General features: G+C 60.2%; 21 protein-coding genes and 4 pseudogenes. 2 read left to right on the plus strand and 23 right to left on the minus strand.

The genetic code is table 11. The features are described 5' to 3' along the window. Positions 1–28: 28 nt before the first annotated feature. The 12 genes from ACFQT0_RS16975 to holA all read right to left on the minus strand — a co-directional run bounded on the left by ACFQT0_RS16975 (position 29) and on the right by holA (position 11,726). Positions 29–1,342, minus strand: coding sequence for a bifunctional folylpolyglutamate synthase/dihydrofolate synthase (locus tag ACFQT0_RS16975; RefSeq protein WP_380204403.1), 1,314 nt, complete (start codon positions 1,340–1,342; stop codon positions 29–31). A 119-nt stretch (positions 1,343–1,461) separates the two neighbouring features. Beyond that, positions 1,462–2,346, minus strand: a complete 885-nt coding sequence (locus ACFQT0_RS16980) for a hypothetical protein (protein WP_380204404.1) — start codon at positions 2,344–2,346, stop codon at positions 1,462–1,464. Between the two features lie 107 nt (positions 2,347–2,453). Then, entirely contained in the window at positions 2,454–2,798 is a 345-nt protein-coding gene (locus ACFQT0_RS16985; protein WP_380204405.1) for an ExbD/TolR family protein, read from the minus strand. A 97-nt stretch (positions 2,799–2,895) separates the two neighbouring features. Next, complete coding sequence (locus tag ACFQT0_RS16990) at positions 2,896–3,591, minus strand: MotA/TolQ/ExbB proton channel family protein (protein ID WP_380204406.1); 696 nt, start codon at positions 3,589–3,591, stop codon at positions 2,896–2,898. A gap of 8 nt (positions 3,592–3,599) precedes the next feature. Beyond that, positions 3,600–4,805, minus strand: coding sequence for an HU domain-containing protein (locus ACFQT0_RS16995; RefSeq protein WP_380204407.1), 1,206 nt, complete (start codon positions 4,803–4,805; stop codon positions 3,600–3,602). A 107-nt stretch (positions 4,806–4,912) separates the two neighbouring features. Beyond that, on the minus strand, positions 4,913–6,715 hold the full coding sequence (locus ACFQT0_RS17000) for a hypothetical protein (protein WP_380204408.1): 1,803 nt from the start codon (positions 6,713–6,715) through the stop codon (positions 4,913–4,915). A gap of 36 nt (positions 6,716–6,751) precedes the next feature. Continuing rightward, positions 6,752–7,879, minus strand: coding sequence for a tetratricopeptide repeat protein (locus ACFQT0_RS17005; RefSeq protein ID WP_380204409.1), 1,128 nt, complete (start codon positions 7,877–7,879; stop codon positions 6,752–6,754). Then, complete coding sequence (locus ACFQT0_RS17010) at positions 7,864–8,796, minus strand: tetratricopeptide repeat protein (protein ID WP_380204410.1); 933 nt, start codon at positions 8,794–8,796, stop codon at positions 7,864–7,866. Before ACFQT0_RS17010 ends, ACFQT0_RS17005 begins: the two co-directional genes overlap by 16 nt. Beyond that, complete coding sequence (locus ACFQT0_RS17015; protein WP_380204411.1) at positions 8,709–9,383, minus strand: tetratricopeptide repeat protein; 675 nt, start codon at positions 9,381–9,383, stop codon at positions 8,709–8,711. Before ACFQT0_RS17015 ends, ACFQT0_RS17010 begins: the two co-directional genes overlap by 88 nt. A gap of 161 nt (positions 9,384–9,544) precedes the next feature. Next, a complete protein-coding gene (locus ACFQT0_RS17020) occupies positions 9,545–10,012 on the minus strand; it encodes a hypothetical protein (RefSeq protein WP_380204412.1) in 468 nt (155 codons plus the stop codon). Positions 10,013–10,364: 352 nt separating this feature from the next. Next, complete coding sequence (locus tag ACFQT0_RS17025; protein ID WP_380204413.1) at positions 10,365–10,601, minus strand: hypothetical protein; 237 nt, start codon at positions 10,599–10,601, stop codon at positions 10,365–10,367. Between the two features lie 66 nt (positions 10,602–10,667). Then, positions 10,668–11,726 (minus strand): DNA polymerase III subunit delta, encoded by a 1,059-nt coding sequence (holA, locus tag ACFQT0_RS17030; RefSeq protein ID WP_380204414.1) that lies wholly within the window; start codon positions 11,724–11,726, stop codon positions 10,668–10,670. A gap of 147 nt (positions 11,727–11,873) precedes the next feature. On the opposite strand from holA, the pseudogene tyrS reads away from it, so the two are divergent. Further along, positions 11,874–13,215, plus strand: a pseudogene (gene tyrS, locus ACFQT0_RS17035) (tyrosine--tRNA ligase). A 230-nt stretch (positions 13,216–13,445) separates the two neighbouring features. Here the strand turns inward: tyrS and ACFQT0_RS17040 are convergent. Both ACFQT0_RS17040 and ACFQT0_RS17045 read right to left on the minus strand, forming a co-directional pair. Further along, positions 13,446–13,616, minus strand: a pseudogene (locus tag ACFQT0_RS17040) (histone H1); the annotation flags it as partial. 253 nt (positions 13,617–13,869) lie between these two features. After that, a pseudogene (locus ACFQT0_RS17045) lies at positions 13,870–15,119 on the minus strand (aminotransferase class I/II-fold pyridoxal phosphate-dependent enzyme). A gap of 332 nt (positions 15,120–15,451) precedes the next feature. Between ACFQT0_RS17045 and accC the strand changes: the two are divergent. Next, a complete protein-coding gene (gene accC / locus ACFQT0_RS17050) occupies positions 15,452–16,960 on the plus strand; it encodes an acetyl-CoA carboxylase biotin carboxylase subunit (RefSeq protein ID WP_380204415.1) in 1,509 nt (502 codons plus the stop codon). Between the two features lie 140 nt (positions 16,961–17,100). Here the strand turns inward: accC and ACFQT0_RS17055 are convergent, their stop codons facing one another. The 9 genes and pseudogenes from ACFQT0_RS17055 to pnp all read right to left on the minus strand — a co-directional run bounded on the left by ACFQT0_RS17055 (position 17,101) and on the right by pnp (position 25,052). Beyond that, a complete protein-coding gene (locus ACFQT0_RS17055; RefSeq protein WP_380204416.1) occupies positions 17,101–17,559 on the minus strand; it encodes an RES family NAD+ phosphorylase in 459 nt (152 codons plus the stop codon). A gap of 9 nt (positions 17,560–17,568) precedes the next feature. Beyond that, positions 17,569–18,009 (minus strand): type II RES/Xre toxin-antitoxin system antitoxin, encoded by a 441-nt coding sequence (gene parS / locus ACFQT0_RS17060; protein WP_380204417.1) that lies wholly within the window; start codon positions 18,007–18,009, stop codon positions 17,569–17,571. A 165-nt stretch (positions 18,010–18,174) separates the two neighbouring features. Next, positions 18,175–18,844, minus strand: a pseudogene (bshB1, locus tag ACFQT0_RS17065) (bacillithiol biosynthesis deacetylase BshB1). Between the two features lie 114 nt (positions 18,845–18,958). Next, positions 18,959–20,035, minus strand: a complete 1,077-nt coding sequence (locus tag ACFQT0_RS17070; RefSeq protein WP_380204418.1) for a peptidoglycan DD-metalloendopeptidase family protein — start codon at positions 20,033–20,035, stop codon at positions 18,959–18,961. A 183-nt stretch (positions 20,036–20,218) separates the two neighbouring features. After that, on the minus strand, positions 20,219–21,151 hold the full coding sequence (gene trxB, locus ACFQT0_RS17075) for a thioredoxin-disulfide reductase (protein ID WP_380204419.1): 933 nt from the start codon (positions 21,149–21,151) through the stop codon (positions 20,219–20,221). A gap of 48 nt (positions 21,152–21,199) precedes the next feature. Further along, a complete protein-coding gene (locus ACFQT0_RS17080; protein WP_380204420.1) occupies positions 21,200–21,394 on the minus strand; it encodes a DUF6985 domain-containing protein in 195 nt (64 codons plus the stop codon). Beyond that, positions 21,325–21,774 (minus strand): DUF6985 domain-containing protein, encoded by a 450-nt coding sequence (locus ACFQT0_RS17085; RefSeq protein WP_380204421.1) that lies wholly within the window; start codon positions 21,772–21,774, stop codon positions 21,325–21,327. The genes ACFQT0_RS17080 and ACFQT0_RS17085 overlap by 70 nt, the downstream gene beginning before the upstream one ends. A 110-nt stretch (positions 21,775–21,884) precedes the next feature. Further along, on the minus strand, positions 21,885–22,748 hold the full coding sequence (locus ACFQT0_RS17090) for a sigma-70 family RNA polymerase sigma factor (RefSeq protein WP_035566352.1): 864 nt from the start codon (positions 22,746–22,748) through the stop codon (positions 21,885–21,887). A gap of 132 nt (positions 22,749–22,880) precedes the next feature. After that, positions 22,881–25,052 (minus strand): polyribonucleotide nucleotidyltransferase, encoded by a 2,172-nt coding sequence (pnp, locus tag ACFQT0_RS17095; protein ID WP_380204422.1) that lies wholly within the window; start codon positions 25,050–25,052, stop codon positions 22,881–22,883. Positions 25,053–25,145: the final 93 nt, after the last annotated feature.

The following is a 25,145-nucleotide window of genomic DNA, read 5'->3' on the forward strand; positions in this document are numbered from 1 at the left end:
GATATAAGTTGTTTAAATATTGAGCCGGTCAGGCCGGGGCGTATAGATCTTCAACTTCGGCCACCACGAAGGTGCTGCCGCCAATGAACACCACATCGTCGGGGCCCGCAACGGACCGAGCTGCTGCCACCGCGGCCGGCACCGAGGCATAGGCCTGGCCCCGCAAGCCTGCCGTCTTGCCTTGCTCGAGCAGGTCGTCGGCCGGCAAGGCCCGGGGAATATTGGCGGCACAAAAATAGTAGGTAGCATCCGGGGGCAGCAGCGCGAGCATGGCCGGCACGTCCTTGTCGTTGACCGTGCCAATAACCATGTGTAGCTGCCGGTACTTTAAACGCTGCAGTTGAGCCACCACCAAGCGAAGGCCGGCGGCGTTATGGCCCGTATCGCACACCACCAGCGGGCGGCGGCCAATGATGCTCCAGCGCCCGCGCAGCCCCGTGAGCTGCGACACCTGCCGCAAGCCCATGCGTACAGCAGTTTCGGTGATATGAAAGCCCTGGGCCCGCAGCTCATCCAGCGTGGCCAGCACGCCGGGCAGGTTGAATTGCTGATAGTCGCCGGGCAGGCCGAGCTCAGTATTGGGCAGGTAGGGCCGGCTGTGCTGCGACAGCACCAGGGGCCGCAAGCCCGTTTCGGGCACCGGCTCGGCCGAAAACTCGGCCTGATAGACTTGGTCGGCAAAGACCAAATGCGCAAGTTTGGTGGCCGCTTCACGCTGGAAGACCGGCGCCACTTCAGGCTGCGTCTGGCTCACCACCACCGGCACGCCCGGCTTAATGATGCCGGCTTTTTCGCCCGCAATCTCGGGCAGCGTGTTGCCCAGCAAGGCTTGGTGGTCGTAGCTGATGTTGGTAATTAGCGAGACCAGCGGAGTAATGATATTCGTCGAATCGTATCGGCCGCCTAGGCCTACTTCCACGATGGCCACGTCCACGTGCTGCTCAGCAAAGTACTGGAAGGCCAGCGCCACGCACATCTCGAAAAAGGACGGTTGCACCTGCTCAAATAGCGGCCGCCAGCGCGCCACCCATGCCACCAAGTGGTCGGCCGGCAGCTCCTGCCCATTCACGCGAATGCGCTCCGTAAACTCGCGCAGATGCGGCGAGGTGTACAACCCAACTTTATAACCGGCTGCCTGCAGCACGGCGGCCAACATATGGGAACTGCTGCCCTTGCCGTTGGTGCCGGCCACGTGCACGCTGCGAAACTTATGCTCCGGGTGGCCCATAGCCTCGGCCAGCGCCAGCGTGTTGCCTAGGCCTTTCTTAAAGCCCGCCGCGCCCACCCGCTGAAACATTGGCAGCTGCTCGTAGAGGTAAGTCAGGGTTTCCGGATATGTCACAGGTGCGGGGTTTAAGCCAGGTATGAGGCCACAAATTAACGGCCAACCAGCGGGATGCCAGCAAAAAGCCCCGTGGTCTGCTGAGCAAACCACGGGGCTTGGGCTATTTTTCAGTGAGCTTAGCGCACCGTGATTTTAAAAGTGTAGAAGCCCGTGGCTCCGCCAGCCGCACTGTTAGTCTTGATAAAGTTGGCGTCGAGCAGTTTGTCGCGGCACAGCTTCTCTTGTGCCGCCGATACGTTGCCCGATACCTTGGAAACCGACTCAACCTCGCCGTCGGCTGATATTTTTATCTTGAAGCGAACCACTCCCGAGTTGTTATCAACTGCCTCCACCACGGGCGTGCTTTCGAAACGCCAGCCGCTCATTTCGAGGCCGCCGCTGCCGGGACTGCTGCCACTGCCTCCGCTGCCGGGCGCGCCGTAGAGGGCTTTGGCGTCGAGCGAGCCGTTGGGGTCGCCCTGGTCGCCCACGGTACCGGGGCGGTCGCCGTTGTTGTTGCCGGTGGGCGTGTTGCTGGTGCCGTTTTCGCCATTGCCACTGCCAGTGGCGCTGCCTTTGGGCGAGAAGGCCACGGCCACCTTGCGGGCCGGTTTAGGCGTGGCTTTTACTTCCTCTTTGGGCGGAGCCGGGGTTTCAACGGGCGTCTCCGAAACCGGGCTTTCCTCGGCTTCGCTGGTGATGATTTTGTCTTGCGAAGGCGGCGTGGGGTTGGGCTGCGCGGCGGCTACGGGCGGCCGCGGCGTGGGGTCGGGGCTGGCCACGGGCGGGCGGCTGTCTTCGCGGTTGAGCGACTTGTTGGCCGTGGCCCGGGTCTGAATGTCGCCGGAGCCGGCCTCATCGAGGCCATAGTTCAGCTCCACGCCATCGCCGCCGATGGCCGCGAGCGGCGGGTTGGGGCCTTTGAACACCGTAAAGATGAACAGCAGCAACAGCAACCCGTGGATAAGCAGGGTGCCAATCAGGGCCTCGCGGCGGTGCGGTTCGGGATAGTCGATAGCCATGGTCGTAGGTCGCTAAGCGGAACAGGTGGGCTTACTTAGCCGCCGCCTGCTGGGCCTGGGTGGCCATTACCATTTTCAGCTTGAGGCGGTTGCCAATCTCTAGAATGTCAACCAGCTTCTGAACGTTCAACGAGTTGTCGACGCGCAGCACCACGGTGGGCTGTTCGGCGGACGGTACGGTGCCAATCAGCGCCACCAGGCTCCTGCTCCACGGCTGTGGGGTTCACGGGCTTCTTGTTGACGAAATAGGTACCGGCCGCATCCACCGAAATCGTGATGGGCTGCTTCATAACCTGCTTGCTGGACTTGGCGTTGGGCAGCAAGAGCTTAATAACGTTGGGGTTGACCAGCGTAGAGGCAATGAGGAAGAACAGCATCAGGAAAAACATGATGTCGTTCATGGCCCCGGTCTCCACGTGCGAAGTCAGGCGATGGCGGCGGGAAAGATTCATTCTCTTTTAATGAAGAATGAGGAATGAAGAATGAGGAATTGAAAAACAGGCCAGGGTGAGCTCATTCTTCATTCCTCATTCTTCATTCCTCATTAAGTTAATTATCCTGGAGAATATCCATGAACTCAATGGCCGAGTTCTCCATGCGGAACACCATGCGCTCCACAAGGATGCTCAGCCAGTGGTAGCCCACGTGGGCAATGATGCCGACAATAAGGCCCGTGGCCGAAGTCACGAGCTTCACATACAAGCCGTCGGCCACCTGCGGAATGCCAAATTCTTTGGTAGCGGCAATGGAGTAGAAAATCTTGATTACGCCGATAATGGTACCTACGAAGCCAATCATGGGCGCGATACCGGCGATGATGCCCAGAATGCTGATGTTTTTTTCGAGGCGCGCAATCTCAATCTTGCCCACGTTTTCTACGCTGGTTTCAATTTCCTTCAGCGGCAGGCCGATGCGGCGCAGGCCTTTTTCGACCATGCGGGCCAGTGGCGAAGCGGTTTGGGCGCAGAGCAGCTTGGCACCAGCCAGGTCGCCTTTTACCATGAGCGAACGGATGCCGTTCATGAAGGAATCGGGGTTGCCGGCAGCGCGGCGGATGGTGAAGTAGCGCTCGATGATGATGTACACCGAGAGGATGGACAGGGCCACCAGCGGAACCATAATCCAGCCACCACGCAGGATAAGGTCGATTACAGGAACGTCGGACTGGACTATCGAAGCATCGGAAACAGCGGTATTTACAGTATCAGCCGCGGTGGCGGCTACTTGCAAGAGGAATGCGGACATGCGTTCGGTTAAAATTTCAAAGTATTGTAATCACAGCGCGTGCTGATGCGCAGGCGCTGGGCTTCGCGTTGGGCCGAAGCCAGGTCGGGGTAGTCGGCGGCCGTGAGGCGGAACAAGCGGCTGCCCAGGGGCGGCAGGATGATGCGCGTGGCATGGCCGGTGCGGGCCAATACCTGCCGGCCCTTTTCGGCCCCTTTCAAGCTGCTGTAAGCTCCTGCAATGACGTAGTAACGTCCGGTGCGTTGCTTGATTATGGTGGAATTTGCGGAAGCCGGTGCGGCGGGCGCTTTCGCCACGGCGGGTGCAGCAGCTACCGGAGCTGGCTTAGCTGCAGCGGGCGCAGGCACCACAGTTTTAGCGGGAGCGGCTAGCTCAACTTTGGCAGGAGCCGCGACAGTAGGCTTGGCAACCTCTACGGCTGCTTCGGGGGAAGCGGCCATGGGCTGGTCCTTTACTTCAGGAACTGGCGTGGTAGATGCATTCTCTAAGGGAGTTATGCCTTCCGAATCGATGGCGCTGCTACGGGAAAAGTCGTGCTGGCCCAGAGTTGCTTGCTGGGGCTCCGTAACTGGTGCGGCCGTAGCCGGGCTGTTTTGCAGCCACGCAACCTGGGGCAGTTGGGTTTGCCAAGCGGCCGGCAGGTACCCGGCAGTCTGCGCAATCTGATAGTTAACCAGCAGTAACAAACCGGCTGCCACGGCAATTACTCCGCCCGGCACCAGGCGCGACCAGCGCGAGCGGCGGGTGATGGCACCACGCAAGGCAGGCTGCGGGCGCTTGGTGCGGGCATCGTTGGCGCGCACGGGGCGGGCCGCCAGCTCCGGCAAGCCAAAGGCCGCGGCCAGCAGGTTGTCGGTGCCGGTGTATTCAAATGAGAGCCCACGGCCAGCAGCCCGGCGGAAAATGCCGATGCCCGGTAGCTCGGTGCGGTTGGTGTCGTTGAGTTCCTGCTGCAGGCCGGCCACGGCGGTGCGCACGGCCTCGCGGGCTTGCGCAATGGGCATGTTCAGGTGCTGGCTCAGGGCGTCCACCAGCAGGCCGTCGTTGCGGGTCAGGGCCTGGTTGAAGGCCACCAGCTTGGTGGGTGGGCTCAGCGACTGGCGCCCGGGCTGGGCTCGCGCCGGCGACACATCGGCCACAAGGCCCCCAAAGTCCGGAATGATGACGCAGTCGTGGTCGCGGAGCAGGGGGCGGATGTGGTCGGCTAGATGCATTGGTTGGTTTCTGGTTACTCGTTCCGGCTTCTCGCAGGATGGTTCTGCTTAGAAATTGAGCCAAACGCTCCCTCCTAATCAGGCCCAAACCACTAGAAACCAGAAATCTAAAACATATAGGTAGCCCCGCCCAACACGTTGATGCCCTTCACGGGATACCCGTAGAAGCGCTGGTACTGTCGATTGGCAAGATTATTACCCATTACAAAGATGGATATTTTTGGCGTAATGCGGTAATCGGCGCGCAGGTTTAAGTCAACAATTGGGTCGGTGGCCCGATAAAAATCTGGCACCCGTGCATCGCCCACATTCGTGGCCGGCCGGTAGCTGATGCCGTAGCTGGCCGAGTAAAAGTAGCCCTCTACTCCCACCGTCAGCTTCTCCAGCGCGTTGTAGGTGCCGAACACCGACCCCTGAAACTCGGGGCGGTGGAAGGGCTGCGGCAGGTTTTTGAGGGCGTACTTGTTGAAGTCCATCCGCGTGCCCAGCCGAAACTTCTCGGCGGCGTTATAAAGCAGCTCACCGTGAATATTGAGCACCCCGGTGGCGTTCTGGTCATACACGAGGTCGAAGCGGGTCGGGTCGTAGGCGTTGTTGAGGTAGAAGTACAGGTTGCGGTCGCGGGCGTAGGTGGCGCGGGCGTTGAGCTCCAGGCCCCGGGCCGGCGTCGAGGTAAAGCCCGCGTAGATGGTAGGCCCGCGGTGGGTGTCGGCCAAATTGAGCCCACGGTTGAGCCAGGGATTTTCGGTGCTCAGGTCGTAGCGCGTCACGCGCTGCAGGGCGCCGCCCAGGCCGGCGTACACCATGAAGCGCTCGGGCTCGATGGTGTAGCCCAGGCGCACGGCCGGGTATGCCACGCCGCGGCTCACGCTGGTGGCGGTATCGGACGAATAACCCAGCGTGGCCCCCAGCGTGAAGGCAATGCGCTTGCTGGTGAATTCGTAGGCTGGCGTGGCTTGCACAAACGTGCGGGTGCGCGCCACAATCGACGCTCCCTCTGGCTGCTTCTCAAAGCCCGGCGCCAGGTCTTTTTCATTGATAAACGAGGCGTCGGCCGCCAGCGTGACCCGGCCGGCCGCGCCGAGGGCGTAGCCCAGTTTGGTGTTCACCATCACGTTGTTTTCCTGGGCCGCGAAGATGTCGCCCCAGTACCGGTAGCCCACGCTGGCGTCGTAGGTCAGCACCTGCTCGGGGTCGCGGTTGTGCGCGTACGCCTTCACACCGAAGCGGCTGAATACCTGCTTGATGTCGTTGGACTCAGGCGTGGGCGGCGCCGTGGGCTGATTGTTGGCCTTGTCGTAGCCGTAGAAATTGTACCGCTCGCGGCCCAGGTCGGCCACCACGCCGAAGGCGGCGGTGCCGCGGTACAGCTCGCCCATGAGGTGGGCGCTGGTTTCGGCCACGCCGGAGTTCTTGCCGTCTACCGGGCCGGTGGCGGAGCTCACGTGCTTGAGGTCGAGCCCGTAAGCATGGTCGGTGTTGCGGGTGCTGTGGAAATACCCGCGCCCGTACAGCGTGCCGTAGTTGCCGATGCCGGCCTTCACGAAGTTGCCGGTGAGCGGCGTGAGCTCCTCGCTCCGGATGGTGAGCACCTTCACCGACGGATTGAGCCGGTCGGCTGGCAGCCGGAACTCGGGGAAGGCGTAAGCCACCTTGCGCTCAGCTTTGGGCGGCGCGGGCAGCTTGATTTTATCGAAGTTGCGCGTGGCCTCCGGCAGCTGGTTGACCCGCTCCTTCACGATTTCGATTTCGGCTTCTTCAATCTTGCCCGTGGTGCGGGGCTTGGTGGTTTGGGCTACGGCAGCGGGGGCTACTGCTCCGGCCAGCACCGTGGCTAGCACCAAACCAGCCGCCAGACCCGACCCTTGGCGCACGGCCGGCTTATCCTTTTTTATCGACAAACGCTTCATCAGCAAATTGTTATTCTATGAGAAAATACGCCGGGCTTAGCGTTGGGTCGCCGTGTCGGCGGGTGCAGTAGTCGTGCCTTGCAGATTGGCGCGTGGCACTACCGTCTTGCCCTTGGTGGGCGCCGGTTTCACTGCTGGCTTTCCGGCCGGGGCAGCCGGCGTGGTGGCCGGCGCTTTGGCGGGGGCTTTGGCCGGCGTTTTGGTCGGGGCCGTTTTGGGCGTCGCCGGAGCCGGAGTATCATCGGGCTGGTCGGCACCGAGCGTTTTCAGGCGCTGCTTGGCTCCTTCCACAATTTCAGCCACCGGGAAGTTGTTGTCGATGATGGAGTTGAGCGTGCCGCGGGCCTGGAAGTTGTCGCCTTGCGCCGCGTAAGCATCGGCCACCAGCAGGAAGGCGCGCCCTTGCCACAGGGCGTAGTTGCTGAACTCGGAGTTCACTTTGAGGGCCGCCGCAATGGCTTCCTCGTACTTCTTCTGCTTGGACAGCGTCTCGGCCAGGTAGTACTGGGCCTCGGCGCCGTTCACGTCGTTGGGCGCGGCGGCAGCGGCGGCAGTCAACTCAGTTGCGGCCTGGTCGAGATTGCCGGCGCCAAAACTCGACTTGCCCAAGTAAAGCAGGGCCGCGTTGGTGGCATTGGCGGTGGCGCCGGCCTGGGTGCGCAGTTCTTCGGCCACGCGGCGGGTGCCGGCGTAGTCGCCGGTTTCGTAGAGGCTGCGCATCTGGCCCAGCGTCGCGTTGGCCACTTCGCGGCGGTTGTTGCTGGCGCCGCGCAGGCGCTCGTAGTATTTGGCGGCTTCGGCGTAGTTCTTGTTCTCGAACTCGAGGTCGGCGAGGCGGCCCACAGCGCGGTTCACAAACTCACTCTTGCCTTCCGTCACCACCTCGCGCAGGCGGGTCAGGCCCTGCTGCTTGTCGCCGGTTTTCAGGTAAGAGTCGGCCAGGAAGAAGCGCGCATCCGGCCCAAGGGCAGTTTGTGGATACTGCTTCAAGTAAGACTCCAGGCGTAGAATGGCAGGCTTATATTTCTCAGCCAGATACAACGACTTGGCCGCTTCAAACTCGACGCTTTCCGTCGCCTTGCTATCCGGGTTTTGCGCCTTAAACGTGGCCAAGGCCGCGTCGAATTCTTCGGTCCGGCCCAGCGCCGTCAGGCTTTCCTGCAAGCTGTAAAGCGCCTGCGAGGCGGCCTCGCTCCGGGGAATTCCGTCAGCACGCGCTGGAAATCGGCCACGGCTTTGTCCTGCTGCTGCAGGTTGGCATAGGACACGCCGCGCTTCTGCAGGGCCTGGGGCACCAGCGGGCTGTTGGGCCGGTTGTCGAGTAGACGCGTGAACTCCGTGACGGCCGGCTGGTATTCGCCCGCTTCAAACGAAAGCTGGGCTTGCTGGAACACGGCTTCCTCGGCGTAGCGCGAGTTGGGGCTGGTCTTGAGCAAGGAGGCCAGCGTGTTGTTGGCTTCGTCGCGGCGGCCCATCAAACCCAGGGTCCGGCCTTTCTGGAAATAGGCGTAGTCCTTGTCGGCGGCGTTGGCCTTGATGACCTTGTCGTAGAGGTCCAATGCCTGCGGGTAGCTTTTCGCCACGTAGTAGGTATCGGCCAGGCGCAGGGTGGCGTCGTAGTAATTCGGGTCCGAGGGCTTGGCCGATTTATCGGATACGTAGGCCTGGAATTGCGGGCGGGCGCGTTCGTACTGCTTGGTGTTGTAATAAGCGTAGCCCAACCCGTAGCGGGCCTTCTGCTCAAACTCTACCTCGTCGGCACTTACGCCGCCCTGCCGGGCCGAGCGGGCGGCCGCGACGTAGGCGTTGATGGCGTCGGGGTACTGCTGGCCCACGCTGTAGATTTCGCCGCGCAGCACCTGGGCCGCCGCGCGCAGGGCGTCGTCGGCCGGGTATTTCAGGGATTTATCGAGCAGCGGCAGGGCCGCGCCGTAGTTGCCATTGTTATAAAGCGTGGCGGCCTGCGAGTAGGCCACGCGCTGGTAGGTGGCGTTCAGCTTCTCGCTGCGGTCGTCGAGGCCTTCGAGGTACGCCAGGGCCTGCGAGTAGTCGGTGGAGGCCAGAAAGCTGGCCGCCAGCAAATCGTCGACCGCCGCCTGATTGCTGGAGCGGGGAATTTCTTGCGGAAGTCGCGCAGCACGGCAATCACCTCGGGCAAGTTGCCCAACTCATATTGCACCTGGCCCAATTTCAGGGTCGCGTTTTCGGCAATGTTCTTATCAAATGTGGCCTGGCGGGCAGCTTCAAAGGCTGTCACGGCCTGCTGCTTCTGGTTGGCCTGCACGTAGCTCAAGCCCAGGTGATAGGCGGCATTCTGGCCCAACGAGTCGCGGCGCACGGCCACGTTTTTCAGGCTGGCGATGGCACCCTTGAAGTCGCCCATCTTGTAATTGGCAAAGCCAATCTTGTACTGCAGCGCCGGCTCAATTTTGCCCTTGCGGCTGGCGGCAAACTTGTCGAAGTTCTCGGCCGCTTCCTTGTAGCGCTCCTTCTGGTAGTACGCGTCGCCGAGCAGCATCTGGATTTCGTCGGCGTTCTGGGGCAGCGGCGTGCTTTTGAGCGCATTCGAGGCGTACCCAATCAGCCCGTCGTAGTTGCCCTCGCGGTAGTAAATCTGGGACACGATGGCCGGCACCACCGGCTTGTAGGCGTCGTTTTGCTCGGCCACGGCGAGGTCGGCGCGGGCGGCGGCAAAGTCGCCGGCCCGGTACGCGAGGTAGCCCGCGTAGTATGGTGGCGTACTTGAACTCGGTTTGGGCCTGCTTGCTGCGGTCGAACAGCAGGCGGGCCTTGTCGTACTCCTTTTTCTCAAAATAGCTGTACGCCAGCTTAAAGTCCGACTCGGCGCGCTGGTCGTTGGTGAGGTTGTCGGGCGCCACCTTCTCGAGGTAGCGAATGGCCGACTCGTAGTTTTTCTGGTCGAAGTAAAACTTGCCCAGGCTCGAAGTAAGCCACCGCCGAGCGCGGGTGCGCCGGGTGGTTTTCGGCAAAGGCCAAGATGGAACCCTCCGCATCGGGGTGCAGCAGGTACAGGCCGCTCACGGCGTAGTAGTACTCGGCATCGGCGGTGCGGTCGGCCGAAATGGGGCTAGCCTGGCTGGTGTGCACCGGCTCGAGGGCCAGGTACTGCCGGAACGCTTCCTGGGCCGCGCCGTACTGGCCGCGGTCAAACAGTTCCAATCCCTCTTGAAAGAACCGCTCGTCGGCGGCAAAAACCTGGGTCTGCTGGGCGTGGGACGCCACGGGCGCCGCGGCACTCAGGGCGGCGGCCAGCGCCAACCGGGGGAATAGCTTCATGAAAATACCTTGCGTGGAAGGGCCGCACCGGACCCGGGAACTCGCCAAAAGTAGCGATAAAAGCCCGTAGGTTGCCCACAAAACGCAGAAATGCAGGATTCTTGCCAGTCCGCCAAGCTGGAGCAGTTACCGGCAGCTACCGGAGGCGTACCCAAACACCTCCACGCATTACCCGTCAGGCACCGTCAAGCAAAAGCGCGGCAACGCACGCTTCCTTGCGGGGTTCCTTCCTGGTCTTAGGACTGAGCAGCTCAATTGACTCAAAAAGCCCGGCTATCGTCGCCGAACTTTCGTTGGGCGCCAATAACCGGGCTTTTTAAGTCAATTGAGCTGCTGTCAGCCCTTTCCGCGGCTACTTCAACGTATTAGGAACCTGAGCCACGTTGCTGCTCTGATTGACATTGCGGTTCTTAGAGCGGTTGTAGAGATAGGCTGCGCCGGCAGCCAGCAACGCGCCGCCCACCATTTTGCCGGAGATACCGCCGCCGCTGCCGGTTGGATATTGCCCCGAACGGGAGCCGCCCCGGAACAAGCTCGATAACATGCCGCCGAGCGTACCGCTGGGCTTGTTAAATGAATTTTGGTTCATGAGTGAAAAGGCTTAAGTGAAACACCTTTCTCTTACGGCCAGACCCGGGCCTACGTTCTGCCTGAGCTATTCCAGCACCCCGGCCGGCATGGCGTGCAGGATGAGCCACACTAGCTCCCGCAGAATCTCGCCGTCGTCCATCGAGCCGCTTTCGATGCCCTTGCTTTGCGCATCGGCCCGCCGGACGAGGTGAATGATGTTTACCACGCGCTCTACCGGGTAAGCCCGCATGGCCTGCTGGTACTCTTTCTGGGCAAAGCTGTTCATGATGCCCAGCTTCTTGAACTCGCCATCCGAGGGGTTGGGCCCGGCCTGGTGCAGCACCAACAGCTTGGTGAAAAACCCAAACAGCAAGGTCAGGTTCGGGATGAGCGGGTTGGCCTTGGGATTGGCCGCGAAATAGCCCAGAATGCGGTTCGCCTTGAGCACGTCGCGCTGCACCAGGGCTTTTTGCAGCTCAAAGATGTTGTAGTCTTTGCTGATGCCCACCAGCCGCTGCACCAGCTCTTCGTCGATGGGCTGCCCGGGCTTCAGGTTGAGCACCAGCTTGTCGACTTCGTTGGCCAGCCGGCCCAGGTCGGCGCCGATGTACTCGGCCAGCATGGCCGTGGCCTGCCCCGTGATTTGCTGGCCGCGGGCGCGCACGTTAGCCGTGAGCCACTGCGGCACCTGGTTGTCGTAGAGCTTCTTGCTGGTCATGAGCACGGCCGGCGAGTCTTTGCCGCTCAGCAGCTTGCCTAGCTTCTTGCGGCTATCCAGCGTCTTGTGCTTGTAGCACAGTACCAGCACGGTGCTGGCCAGCGGGTTTTTCAGGTAGGCCTCCAGAAAAGGCCAGCTCCGCTCCTGCTCCAAATCGGCCACCGTTTGGGCCTCTTTCACGATGACCACTGACCGCTCGGCCATCATGGGAAACCGCTTGGCTTGGCCCAGAATGCCGGCTACGTCCACGTCCTTGCCGTACAGCACCACCTGGTTGAAGCTGCGCTCGTGCTCGGCCAAAACTGATTTCTCAATGAGGTCGGCCACCACGTCTATATAGTACGGCTCCTCCCCCTGCAGGAAATACACGGGCTGAAACTGCCGCTGCTGCAGCTGCTTGAGAAGGGCGTCGGCTTCGAGTATCAAAGAAGAATGAGGAATGAAGAATGAAGAATTGCCTGGCGCAGGACCGACGAAAGCCCAAAATTACGCCGTAGCTACCTTTGTTAAATCGAAACCGCTCGGTTCGGCACCGTTGGTGTTCATTCTTCATTCTTCATTCCTCATTCCTCATTGGATTTCATACCTGAACTGACCTGGCGCGGCATGTACCACGATTCCATGCCCGGTACGGCTGAACACCTGGCCACCCACGCGCCCATCACCGGCTACATCGGCTTCGACCCCACCGCCGCCTCTTTGCACATCGGCAACCTGGCCACCATCATGCTGCTGGTACACCTGCAGAGGGCCGGCCACCGCCCCGTGGCCCTGGTGGGCGGCGCCACCGGCATGATAGGCGACCCCAGCGGCAAGTCGGCCGAGCGCAACCTGCTCGACGAATCCACCCTGCGCGCCAACCAGGAAGGCATCCGGGCGCAGGCTCGAGAAGTTTCTCGACTTTTCCGAAGGCCCCACCGGGGCATTGGTCGTGAACAACTACGACTGGTTCAAAGACTTCGGCTTCCTGCAGTTTCTGCGCGAAGTAGGCAAGCACCTCACCGTAAACTACATGATGGCCAAGGACTCGGTGAAGCGCCGCATTGGGCCAACCGAGGGCGAAACCGCCGATGCGCCCGAGCACCGTGCCGAAGGCATCAGCTACACCGAGTTCAGCTACCACCTGCTGCAGGGCTACGACTTCGTGCACCTGAACAAAACCCTGGGCTGCACCCTGCAAATGGGCGCCAGCGACCAGTGGGGCAACATCACGACCGGCACCGAGCTCATCCGCCGCCTTAGCAGCGCCGAAGGACGCGAAGCCAAAGCCTACGCCCTCACCGGCCAGCTCATTACCAAAGCCGACGGCACCAAGTACGGCAAATCGGAAACCGGCACCGTCTGGCTCGACCCCACGCTCACGTCACCCTACCAGTTCTACCAGTTTTTCTTCAACGCCGCCGACGCCGACGCACCCCGCCTCATCCGCGTGTTCACGCTGCTCACCGAGGCCGAAATCCAGGCGCTGGAAGCTGAGCATGCCCAGGCCCCGCACCTGCGCGTGTTGCAGAAAGCCCTGGCCCGCGACGTCACCACCCGCGTGCACTCAGCCGAAGCCACCGAGGCGGCCATTGCGGCTTCCGAGGTGCTCTTTGGCAAAGGCGACCTCGCCGCCCTGCAATCCCTGGACGAGGCCACACTGCTCGATGTGTTTGCGGGCGTGCCGCACATCCTCGTGCCGCGCACCGAGCTGCCCACGCTCAACGCCGTGACCCTGCTCAGCGAGGCCACCATGCACAAAATCTTCCCTTCCAAAGGCGAAGCCAAGAAGATGATTCAGGCAGGCGGCGTGAGCATCAACCGCGAAAAAGTGGCCACTCCCGAAGCCACCCTGGCCACCACGCCCCTGCTGGCCGGCAAATACCTGGTGGTGCAGAAAGGCAAGAAAAACTACTTCCTGGTTGAGCTGGCTTAACCGCCCCACGCCAAGCCCACAACAAAAAAAGGCCCCGCTGCATACAGCGGGGCCTTTTTGATGTAATTCTATCCACAAGCTTGGCTCAACCCAAAAGAATTGAGCCAAGTTGTGGGGTGGAATTACTTCTTCTTAGCAGCGGGAGCGGCTTTCTTGGCAGCGGGAGCAGCCTTCTTAGCAGCGCCGCCAGCGGGAGCAGCTTTCTTAGCAGCGGGAGCAGCACCAGCACCGGCGTTCTTGGTATTCTGTACTTCGGTACGGAACGCCTGGGCCATCGTCTTCAGCTCCTGCATGCCCTTGCGTACGCGGGTGCCAGCAGCAGCATTCTGCTTGTCGTAGAATTTCGAAAAGTCGTCTTCGAGCGACATCACGAGGTCCTTCAGTTTGCCGAAATTGTTCATCGGGGGTTGGGGGTTTGGGGTGAAAAATGAAATTGTTGTGGTGTTAAGCCGGCCCTAATATACAGGGATTTCAAATGCAAGCAACTTTTTCGGTTTTTTTCTAAAACCCCTCCCCTGCTTTTCAAGGCATATTTTACCAAAAAAAGGCCATTTGCGCAAAGTTGAGCCGAGGCCACCCCCTTGTAATAGTACAAAAACAAAAGCGCCGGCCACCCTTGCGGGCAACCGGCGCGAAGTGCCGTAGCGGCGTTTTTTAGGCAGTTTGCACGGGCTCAGCAGCCTTGCTATATAGGCCTTTGTCGAGCTTAGCCGCCATGGCTTCGAAGGCCACAATCGTTTCCTCTACGTCGGCCAGCGTGTGCTTGGCCGTGGGAATGAGACGCAGCATAATCACTCCCTTAGGCACTACCGGATACACCACGATTGAGCAGAAAATGCCGTGATTCTCGCGTAAATCGAAGGTTAGGGCCGTTGCGTCGGACAATTCACCGTTCAGGAACACGGGCGTCACCGGCGATTCGGTGGTGCCAAGGTTGAAGCCTTTTGCGCGCAAACCGCTCTGCAGGGCCCGCACGATGGTCCACAGGTCCTCGCGGTATTCGGGGTGGTTGCGAATCAGCTCCAGGCGCTTCAGCGCGCCGATTACTAATGGCATGGGCAGCGATTTGGCGAAAATCTGGCTACGCATGTTGTATCGCAAATATTCAATCACGCTTTCCTGCCCGGCAACGAATGCGCCGATGCTGGCCATGCTTTTAGCAAACGTGTAAAAAATTAGGTCTACGCCGTCCTGGCAGCCCAAATGTTCGGCCGTTCCGGCGCCCGTGGGGCCCAGCGTGCCAAAACCATGAGCATCGTCGACGAAGATGCGGAAGTCGAATTTTTCCTTCAGTTTCACGATTTCCGGCAGCTTGCCCAGGTTGCCCGACATGCCGAACATTCCCTCCGTAATCACCAGGATTCCGCCGCCGGTTTCGTCGGTCAGCCGCTTGGCGCGCTCGAGCCTGCTTTTCGAGGCTGGCCATGTCGTTGTGGTTAAACACAAACCGCTTGCCCTGGTGCAGGCGCACGCCGTCGATGATGCAAGCGTGCGACTCGGCGTCGTACACAATCACGTCGTGGCGGTTCACCAGCGAGTCGATGATGCTCACCACGCCCTGGTAGCCGAAATTGAGCAGCAGCGCGCCGGGCTTGTTCACGAAGTCGGCCAGGCTCGTTTTCCAGCTGCTCGTGCAGGGTCGAGTTGCCGCTCATGATGCGCGCACCCATCGGGTAGGCCATGCCAAAATCAGTGGCACCGTCGATGTCGGCCTGCCGCACTTCGGGGTGGTTAGCCAGGCCGAGGTAGTTGTTCAGGCTCCAGGTCAGCACCTCTTTGCCACGAAACTGCATGCGGGGCTGAATCTGTCCTTCCAGCTTCGGAAAGGCGAAATAGCCGTGAGCATAATGCGATTGCGAACCCAAAGGGCCGCGGTTGGCCGAAACCCGGTCGAAAATATCCACAGAAAAAAACGGGGTGTTAAGTGATAATTAATTGCGGAAGGAGCAGCCGTTTGAATAGCAAGAGGAAATTTCAAACTGGCCTAATAACAAAGGTAGCCCCAGGCCGACGATGTACACAATTTGGGCCTAATAACGCCAGCCCGCGCCTGATGTTTGCGACGGGCAGGCACTTTCCAACTTTCTTTGTGCCGTCAGTACCCCTAAATAAACATAAGGCGCGTCAAACTGAGCTTGCCCAAGCATCTTTCCCCTCCGCGCCAATCGGTTGCGGGCCCGGAAATGATGCCTTGTCAGGCCATTTGATACGTTCTGTTCCGCCCGTCTCCGTCCTCATGAAGAAAATCTCCAAGCTGCTCGTCGCCAACCGGGGCGAAATTGCCCTTCGCGTGTTGCGCTCCGCCAAAGAAATGGGCATTGCCACCGTGGCCATCTACTCCGAAGCCGACCGCAACGCCCTGCACGTGCGCTACGCCGACGAGGCCGTGTGCGTGGGGCCGCCCGCCTCCAAAGACAGCTACCTGCGCGGCGACAAGATTCTGGAGGTGTGCAAAGAGCTCGGCGTCGACGCCATTCACCCTGGCTACGGCTTCCTGTCGGAAAATGCCGGCTTTGCCCGCGCCGTGCGCGCGGCGGGGCTGATTTTCGTGGGGCCCTCGCCCGAGGCCATGGAAATCATGGGCGACAAGCTATCGGCCAAACAAGCCGTGAAGGCCTACAACATCCCGCTGGTGCCCGGCACCGACGAGGCCATTTCGGACGTGCCCGCCGCCAAGCAGATTGCCGAGGAAGTGGGCTTTCCTATCCTCATCAAGGCCTCGGCCGGCGGCGGCGGCAAGGGCATGCGCATCGTAAACGGCGCCCACGAGTTTGAGGAGCAGATGCAACTGGCCATCAACGAGGCCACGTCGGCCTTTGGCGACGGCTCGGTCTTCATCGAGAAGTTTGTAACCGGCCCGCGCCACATCGAAATCCAGGTATTGGGCGACGAGCACGGCCACATTGTGCACCTGTTCGAGCGCGAGTGCAGCATCCAGCGCCGCCACCAGAAGGTGATTGAGGAAGCACCCTCCTCCATCCTCACGCCCGAGCTGCGCGCCCAAATGGGTCAGTGTGCCGTGGACGTGGCCCGCGCCTGCGACTACACTGGTGCCGGCACCGTAGAGTTTCTGCTCGACGACCAGCACAACTTCTACTTCCTGGAGATGAACACCCGCCTCCAGGTAGAGCACCCCGTGACGGAGCAAATCACGGGGCTCGATTTGGTGAAGGAGCAAATCCGAGTAGCCCAAGGTGAGCCCCTCGCCTTCCGGCAGGAAGACCTCACCATCACCGGTCACGCCCTGGAGCTGCGGGTGTACGCCGAAGACCCACAAAACAACTTCCTGCCCGACATCGGAACCCTCACGACCTACGTGCGGCCCCAGGGCCCCGGCGTGCGCGTCGACGACGGTTTTGAGCAGGGCATGGACATCCCGATTTATTACGACCCGATGATTGCCAAGCTCGTCACCTTCGGAGCCGACCGCGCCGAGGCCATTGCCCGCATGCTGCGCGCCATCGAGGAATATAAAATCACGGGCATCGAAACTACGTTGGGCTTCGGCACCTACGTGCTCCAGCACCCCGCCTTCGTGAGCGGCAACTTCGACACCAACTTCATCCGCGACCATTTCAGCCCAACTACCCTAGCTCCGGCGGCACCCAACGATGCCACCGCGAAAGTGGCCGTGGCGCTGGGCGCGCTGCTGCTAAGCGACAAGAAGCCTAAACCCGCCGCCGCCGCAGAAACCGCTGGCGCGGAGGGTTCAGGGTGGCGGCGGAATCGGGCTGGGGTACGGTAATCCTCACGCAAGCAGGGCGGGCAATTTTGTTTGGTTTTGCACGCGTCCGTGCAGGGCTTGCGTTGAGCTTGCTAGCCTTCCTATATACCTTCCAGGACAGCGCCTTAACAAGAATTAGAGTCAACTTATCCACAGAGCCCCTAACCTGCTTCTGCCTTAATCCGCGGGTCAAACTCAAAATCCTCCCAGCCCACAATGCGCACCTGCGCAAAATCCGGGTGGCGGGTATTGAGCACGTAGTTATGCTCCTGCGCGATGATGGAGGAAGGCACCCGCAGTACAGCCGCTGATTGGCGCTGATACCAGTCGTTGCCCAAAGGTTGACAACGGGCATAATGGCGCGGCAATTGCCATGCGGCGGGCATCTGGGCCAGGGTCAATTCCTCAATGGCGAGGGCATCGGGAACTTCAATGCGAATGACTTTGAAAAGGCTGTTGAGGCCTTCGCCGCTGCGGTGCACCACGTTTTCGAGGCAGGCCAGCGCCCGGCTGCCAGCGGCGTAGATGACCATTTGGCCACGCAGATTCCAGCGGCCGGGGTTGCCGGATGCCACGAGCTCACCGGCGTACTTCGCCAGGCAGATACGGTAGATTTCCACGCGCCGGTACTAGGCGAAGTCGCCGTGGGCAATGCGGTCCACTTCGTCGGCCACCAGGTCGATGCCGCCGCTGGTTTCCAGCAATGCCAGCGGGGGCTGGTTGTCGAGGCCGTAGGCGGGCTTGTCGAGCCAGCGGCGGAAGGCCGGCACCGTGCCAAACACTTCTTCGCCCTGGCGGGCCAAAGCCAGCAGCTTCAGCACCTGCTCACTGGCTGCGGGGCCCAGGCGCTTCTTGCCTTCGCGGTAAGTCCGCAGCGTTTTGGTAGTGGTGTGCAGCAGGCCGGCCAGCTCATCGGCACTCAATTTCAGCAGCGCGGCCACGTCGAAGGCCGTTTTGGCCAGCACCCCGGTGCGCGCCTGCATCACCAGGGCAAACGAATCGGCCACGGTGGCCTGGAGCCCCAGCAAAGCAGGCGAATAAACGACGGAAGGATGAGTGGCAGCAGCCATGAGTACCGGCGAAGAATGCATTCCCAAAGGTGAGAATATTTTCCGTAACAACGGGAAAAACTTCCGTTTGGTTTCTTCGAGGCATTCACTCACGCAGGGCTGCTGAGTTGGCTCAACATCCTATTCGATTGCCCAATATAAGGAAGGCCCGATAGCAGCTTGCTGCTACAGTAAGTCGCTCACCTCACGCACGCCCACCGGGCGGTGCACCGTGAAGCCTTCGCCAAATTCCACTCCTATCATGTGGCCAAACTCGCGGGCCCGGGCTTCCATGAATTTCGAGAACTCCTGGCTGGAGAGGTAGGTGGCCGGCTCGTCCAGTTCGGGATTAAAGAACTGGGTGCCATAGGCCCTGATGCTCTCCCACTTCTTGGGCCAATGCGCCGAGATGTCCACCACAAAAGCCGGGGCAATGGCGCGGTCCTGAATGTAGTGATACACGTTCCTGGGTCGCCACGGCGCCTGCGGCAACCCATCCTCGCCAAAGGTTTCAATGCGGCGCAGGCCGGCCAGAAAGCAGGCTTCCGCGGCCAGCGCAGCCCCACGGCCGTGGTCGGGGTGCCGGTCGTGGATGGCGTTGGCCAGCACTACCTCGGGCTGGTAGCGCCGGATGGCCGCGATAAGCGGCAACTGATGCTCCCGGTCGTTGCGAAAGAAGCCGTCGGGCAGCCCCAGGTTTTCCCGAACACTCAACCCCATAATGAAGCCGGCCGCCGCCGCTTCCGCCGCCCGGATGGCGGGAGTACCGCGGGTGCCCAGCTCCCCGCGGGTAAAATCGACGACTCCGATTTTTTCCGGCGGCTGCCGCCGCAAGCAAGGTGCCGGAACACGACATTTCCACGTCGTCGGGGTGCGCACCTAGGGCTAGAATATCGAGCTTAGTCACAGGTTGAGCTAAAAGGCGTACTGCACGACAGGCGCAGTCGTGGGCAAGGAAGGCGATAAAGGATTATTTAATCCGGAGCTTGCGGCCAGGCTGCAGCGTTTTAACTCCCGGATTCAGCTTTTTGAGGGTGCTTACGCGCACGCCGTATTTTTCGGCTACTTCGGAAAGCGTATCACCAGAGCGCACCTTGTGCGTGACCACCTGCCGGGCCCGGGAAGGCCGGCTGCTGCCGCTGCTCCCACCGCTGCTACTGCGGCGGTGCAGGGCCCGGCTGTAGTAGTTAAACAGCTGCGAAGTAATAGTGAAGCTGTCTTTTCGGAGCTTGTAGTCCGGGAAGTCGTATACCAAGGCCGGATTGATGGGGTTGCCCTGGTAGCGCACCTCAAAGTGCAGGTGCGAGCCCGTACTGCGCCCCGTGTTGCCACCGTAGCCGATGAGCTGGCCGGCTTTGACAAAGGTGCCGACAGTGACCAGCGACTTGCTCATGTGGCCATAAATCGTCTCCAGGCCGTTGTAGTGCCGCACCAGCACGTAGTTGCCATAGCCGCCCCCGTCCCAGGCGCTAATGCGCACCACGCCATCGAACACCGATTTCACGGAGTCGCCGGTTTCCAGGTCGAGGTCCATGCCATAATGCCAGCGGTAGCCGCGGAAGGCAAAGCCCGAGGTGATGGGCGTGCTCACCAATGGCATTTTGGCGTAGCGTTGGCGGGCCGGGTCTGTGAGCTTGAGCTTGAGCGAGTCGCGGTAGCTGCGGCCATCCACCCGGTAAGGATTCACGCTGTGCGTGTCCCAGATGGAGTAGTAGCCCGCCACCTTCACCCACGAGGAGTCAATGAGCACCTCTTCCGACATCTCCACGATTTGCTGCCCGCCGTTGTTGAGCGTGCTGGTGTCTTCGCTTACGATGCTGAGCTTTTTGGCTGGATTGAAGTAGATAGATTTGGCGGCGTCCGAGCTTTCATCGGGCAATTCTTCGGTTTCGATAACCGTGGTGGTATCCGGCCTCACGTACCGCATTTTCGGCATTTTAATGCGGAAAAAGTCGGAATTGCCGGAAGTAGTGCCGGCCCGGGCTTTGGTGCGCGGAGCCTTGCGGCGTTGCGCCTGGGCCGGATGCAGCCCCGCCAGCAGCAGCAAGAGTGCCAGCAGAAGCAGCGTCGGACGCCAGTGAGTTGTTTTCAGAAAGGTCAAAAGCAAACAGAAAAAGGCCGAGGGCAAAGGACCAGGAAGCCCAATCCTTCGTGCCGTTCGTGCAAAACAAAGAAGTCAGAAAAGATGAACCACAAAGCTCGTCCTTTCTAACACGTCAATGCAAGGATTTTAGTGTGTGCCCAGCGCAGCTAAATAGCGCTCGGCGTCGAGCGCGGCCATGCAGCCGGTGCCGGCGGCCGTCACGGCCTGGCGGTAGGTGTAGTCCTGCACGTCGCCGCAGGCAAACACGCCGTCGATGTTCGTTTTGCTGGTTCCGGGCAGCGTTTTGAGGTAGCCCTGCTCGTCGTGGTGCAGGTAGGGCTGGAAAATCTTGGAATTGGGCTCGTGTCCAATGGCCACAAAGAAGCCCGTCAGCGCAATTTCCCGGGTTTCGTGGGTCAATAGATTTTTCACGCGCACGCCTTCCACGGAGTGCTCGCCCAGAATCTCATCGGTCACAGTATTGAACAGCACCTCAATCTTAGGGTTGTCCAGCACGCGCTTCTGCATGATTTTGGAGGCCTTCATTTCGCCTTTGCGCACTATCATGGTCACCTTGCTGCACAGGTTCGCGAGGTAAGTTGCCTCCTCCGCAGCGGTATCACCGGCGCCCACAATGGCTACTTCCTGGCCCCGGTAAAAGAAGCCGTCGCACACGGCGCAGGCCGAAACGCCCGAGCCATTCAGCCGTGCTTCTGACGGAATACCCAACCACTTGGCCGAGGCGCCAGTGGCAATGATGACGGTATCGGCCGTCAACTCAATGCTTTCGTCGATAGTGATTTTGCGCGGATGCACCGAAAAGTCTACCGCCGTCGCAATGCCGTAGCGGATGTCCGTACCGAAGCGAGCGGCCTGTTTCTTCAGGTCCTCCATCATCTGCGGGCCCATCACGCCATCGGCATAGCCCGGGAAATTCTCTACGTCATTCGTAATAGTGAGCTGGCCACCAGGTTGCAATCCCATGTACATTACGGGGGCCATGTTGGCACGGGCAGCGTAGATGGCGGCAGTGTAACCGGCGGGGCCGGAGCCGATGATTAGGCATTTGATATGTTCCATATTCGATACCAGCTTGCAGCTGGCTTTGGCCAAGCTGTAGCTGGCAGTTTAAGTATGTTGATTTGATGAACGCCCAAATTTCGCGTAGTACTGCATCATCAGGGCATCTTGTTCTTCCGGAATGTCTTCGGCTTGGCTTTCAGTTAAATGGCCGTCGTATTGGCTTACCCGGGTCAACATTCGACCCTGCCGAAATACCAGTTGAAGGCCGTGCTCAACTTCCCACTCGCACTCCGATTCCACCAGCAAATAGATGTCGTGCGACGCCCCTCTTCATCCTCAAAAACGTGCAAGTGCCTTGGCTCAACATACTGCCAGATGTCAGCTGGCTTATCCAGCGGCAAAGGTGGACCGTCGTTCACTAATGTCCATTCGTAGTTAGCCAACACCGCCTTGGTTGAAGCCAGCCGCTCTACTTCTCCCAAAGCCAGGAAATTCAGCAGCGCCGCATCCGCAGCCTGCATAAAATCTAGGTTTGGAACGGCTCCGCATTCAAATGTTACGGCAACCTGCTGCCCATTAAAGAAGGGCAAGGCCAATGGCTCAACAGCCTCCCAGCTATCGCCGAAATGCGCTTCTAACCGAAGGACCCCGGCTGCTTGACTACTAAATGACTCGGCCATGGGCACGCGTTGGTTGAATTACAGAGTTAGCTGCACAATAACGAAAGTTAGTGCTACAAAAAACCCCAACCATATAGTCGGGGTTTTTCATTAACAAAATTAAGCAGAACTTAGCCGAGATAAGGCTTCAGCGCTTTCGAGCGCGACGTGTGCCGCAGACGACGAATGGCCTTCTCCTTAATCTGACGCACCCGCTCGCGGGTCAGGTTAAACTTCTCACCGATTTCCTCCAAAGTCAAAGCAGCTTCGCCGTTCAACCCGAAGTACAAGGTGATTACGTCGGCTTCGCGCTTGGTGAGCGTGCTCAGGGCGCGCTGCACTTCCTTACGGAGCGAGTCGTTCATCAGGGCCATGTCCGGCGACTCTTCGTCCTCGTTTTCGAGCACGTCGAGCAGGCGGTTTTCTTCACCCTGCACAAACGGCGCATCCACAGATACGTGGCGGCCTGAGATTTTCAAGGTATCCACAACTTCCGAAGTGGTCAGCTCAAGTACTTCGGCGATTTCTTCGGGCGAAGGCTCGCGCTCAAACTTCTGCTCCAGTTCCGAGAACGACTTGCTGATTTTGTTCAGCGAACCCACGCGGTTTAGGGGCAAGCGCACGATGCGGCTCTGCTCGGCCAAAGCCTGCAGAATGGACTGACGAATCCACCACACGGCGTAGGAAATGAACTTAAAGCCGCGGGTTTCGTCAAAGCGTTTGGCGGCTTTGATAAGGCCGAGGTTGCCCTCGTTGATGAGGTCACCGAGGCTCAGGCCCTGGTTCTGGTATTGCTTAGCTACCGACACCACAAAGCGCAGGTTGGCTTTGGTGAGTTTCTCCAGCGCTTGCTGGTCCCCGTCGCGAATACGCTGCGCGAGCGTTACCTCCTCGTCGGGCGTGAGCAAATCAACCTTGCCAATCTCCTGGAGATATTTATCCAGCGACTGGCTTTCGCGGTTGGTAATCTGCTTACTAATTTTTAGCTGTCTCATGGGACTAGGTAAGAACGATATCTGATGGGGTTATACGTAAGAAAAAGCCGCCCGGCCAGTCCCTCAGTCAGAGGAAGCCAACAGGCTCCCCCTGACATTAGTTCGGGACTATAAGGCTTGCTACGCTTCCGGCTAAGCTTTCGCTTCGCCGTTGCTAGCGGCTGCCGCCTCGGGCTTGGGCAGCAACACCTTGCGCGAGAGCCGGTACTTGCCGGTTTTCTTATCGATTTCCACCAGTTTCACGTCAATATCCTGCCCCACTTCCAACAAGCCTTCCAGGGTTTGAATCCGCTCGTGCGTCACCTCCGAGATGTGCAGCAGGCCGTCTTTGCCCGGCATAATTTCCACGAAGGCACCATAGGGCTGGATGCTGCGCACCTTGCCTTTGTACACCTCGCCCACTTCCGGCTGGGCCGCAATGGCCCGGATACGGTCGATGGCACCCTGCATGTCCTCCTGGTTGGAGGCGTAGATGCTTACATGGCCCTTCTCGTCCTTCTCCTCGATGATAACCGTGGCGTTGGTATCCTTCTGAATTTGCTGAATGACTTTGCCACCTGGCCCGATTACCGCGCCGATGAATTCTTTGTCAATCAACATCTTGTGCGAACGGGGCGTATGAGGCTTCAGCTCAGCAGCCGGCGCAGCAATGGTCTTCGCCATTTCGCGCAGGATGTGCAGGCGGCCTTCGCGGGCCTGGTGCAGCGCGGCGGTCAGAATCTCATTGCTCAAGCCCTGGATTTTGATGTCCATCTGGCAGGCGCAAATGCCTTTCTCGGTGCCGGTTACTTTGAAGTCCATGTCGCCGAGGTGGTCCTCGTCGCCGAGAATGTCGCTCAACACCGCGTACTCGCCGGTTTCCTTATCTTGAACCAAGCCCATGGCGATGCCCGCCACGGCGCCCGTGATTTTCACACCGGCGTCCATCAGCGCCAGCGAGCCGGCGCACACCGTAGCCATCGAGCTTGAGCCGTTCGACTCCAGGATGTCCGACACGATGCGGATGGTGTAGGGGTTCTCGTCATCGGGCGGCAGCACTTGCTTGAGCGAGCGCAGGGCCAGGTTGCCGTGTCCGATTTCGCGGCGGCCAGCACCACGGTTCGGCTTTACTTCGCCGGTCGAGAATCCGGGGAAGTTGTAGTGCAGCATAAACTTCGAGTAGCCCTTGGTGAGGGGCTGGTCCACAATCTGCTCGTCGAGCTTGGTGCCGAGCGTGGCCGTGGTCAAGCTCTGGGTTTCGCCGCGGGTGAAGATGGCCGAGCCGTGAGCACCGGGCAGGTAGTTGATTTCCGACCAGATGGGGCGGATTTCGGTGAGCTGGCGGCCGTCGAGGCGCACCCGCTCCTTCACCATCATGTCGCGGATGGCTTTCTTCTCGGCAGCGCTGTAGTAGCGGCCGAACATCTTCATGTCCAGCTCCGGCTGCTCAGCCACTAGCTTCTCCAAAAACGCCTTTTTCACCTGCGAGAAGCCTTCCTTGCGGCCGCCCTTGCTGGTGTTGCCGGTGCGGGCCACGTCGTAAGCACCCTGGTAGATGCCGGCGTGGATGTGCTTCTTCAGCTCCTCGTTCTCGTCGTACTTCGGATACTCGCGGGGCTGCGATTCCGGCGTGCGGCCCACAGCCTCGGCCAAGTCCTTCTGCAGCTGGCACTGGGCCTTGATGGCTTCGTGGCCGAAAGCAATGGCCGCCACCATTTCCTCTTCACTTACTTCCTGCATGGCACCTTCTACCATGGCTACAGAGTCGGCAGTAGCGCCTACCATGAGGTCCATGTCGGCACGGGCCAAGTCGGAAGTTTTGGGGTTAATCTGGAACTGGCCGTCGATGCGCGCCACGCGCACTTCGGAAATGGGGCCAGCAAACGGAATGTCCGAAATCGACAAAGCAGCCGAAGCGGCCAAAGCGGCCAGTGCGTCGGGCTGAACCTCTTTATCGGCAGAGATGAGGGTAATCATCACCTGCACTTCGTAGTGGTAGTCTTTGGGGAACATCGGCCGCAGGATGCGGTCAACGAGGCGGCAGACCAGGATTTCGTAGTCCGACAGGCGCCCTTCGCGGCGCTGGAACGAGCCGGGGATTTTGCCGGCCGAGCCGAATTTCTCCTGGTAGTCTACCGACAGCGGCAGGAAGTCAACGCCTTCGCGCTGGCTGGGGGCCGAAACCACCGTAGCGAGCAGCATGGTGTCGCCGAGGCGAACCACGACGGCGCCGTCGGCGAATTTGGCCAGCTTGCCGGTTTCGATGGAGATAACGCGGCCGTCAGGCAGCGCCAAGGTTTTGGTAATGGCGTGGGGTTGGGACATCAGCGGGATTTGCTTGAAAAAGCGACAGCGGGCGAGCAGCCAAAAACGAGCGCCGCCAGCGGCATTCGTTACTCAGGGAAACACAGCAACAGC

Origin of the sequence: Hymenobacter humi (genome assembly GCF_042665855.1) — a bacterium.
Lineage (GTDB): Bacteria > Bacteroidota > Bacteroidia > Cytophagales > Hymenobacteraceae > Hymenobacter > Hymenobacter humi.

Excerpts from the sequence above, each read along its gene's own strand:
- ACFQT0_RS16980 (WP_380204404.1), bottom strand. The coding sequence starts at position 2,346 with ATGGCTATCGACTATCCCGAACCGCACCGCCGCGAGGCCCTGATTGGC.
- ACFQT0_RS16985 (WP_380204405.1), bottom strand. The coding sequence starts at position 2,798 with ATGAATCTTTCCCGCCGCCATCGCCTGACTTCGCACGTGGAGACCGGG.
- ACFQT0_RS16990 (WP_380204406.1), bottom strand. The coding sequence starts at position 3,591 with ATGTCCGCATTCCTCTTGCAAGTAGCCGCCACCGCGGCTGATACTGTA.
- ACFQT0_RS16995 (WP_380204407.1), bottom strand. The coding sequence starts at position 4,805 with ATGCATCTAGCCGACCACATCCGCCCCCTGCTCCGCGACCACGACTGC.
- ACFQT0_RS17000 (WP_380204408.1), bottom strand. The coding sequence starts at position 6,715 with ATGAAGCGTTTGTCGATAAAAAAGGATAAGCCGGCCGTGCGCCAAGGG.
- ACFQT0_RS17020 (WP_380204412.1), bottom strand. The coding sequence starts at position 10,012 with ATGAAGCTATTCCCCCGGTTGGCGCTGGCCGCCGCCCTGAGTGCCGCG.
- ACFQT0_RS17025 (WP_380204413.1), bottom strand. The coding sequence starts at position 10,601 with ATGAACCAAAATTCATTTAACAAGCCCAGCGGTACGCTCGGCGGCATG.
- accC (WP_380204415.1), top strand. The coding sequence starts at position 15,452 with ATGAAGAAAATCTCCAAGCTGCTCGTCGCCAACCGGGGCGAAATTGCC.
- parS (WP_380204417.1), bottom strand. The coding sequence starts at position 18,009 with ATGGCTGCTGCCACTCATCCTTCCGTCGTTTATTCGCCTGCTTTGCTG.
- trxB (WP_380204419.1), bottom strand. The coding sequence starts at position 21,151 with ATGGAACATATCAAATGCCTAATCATCGGCTCCGGCCCCGCCGGTTAC.
- ACFQT0_RS17085 (WP_380204421.1), bottom strand. The coding sequence starts at position 21,774 with ATGGCCGAGTCATTTAGTAGTCAAGCAGCCGGGGTCCTTCGGTTAGAA.
- ACFQT0_RS17090 (WP_035566352.1), bottom strand. The coding sequence starts at position 22,748 with ATGAGACAGCTAAAAATTAGTAAGCAGATTACCAACCGCGAAAGCCAG.
- pnp (WP_380204422.1), bottom strand. The coding sequence starts at position 25,052 with ATGTCCCAACCCCACGCCATTACCAAAACCTTGGCGCTGCCTGACGGC.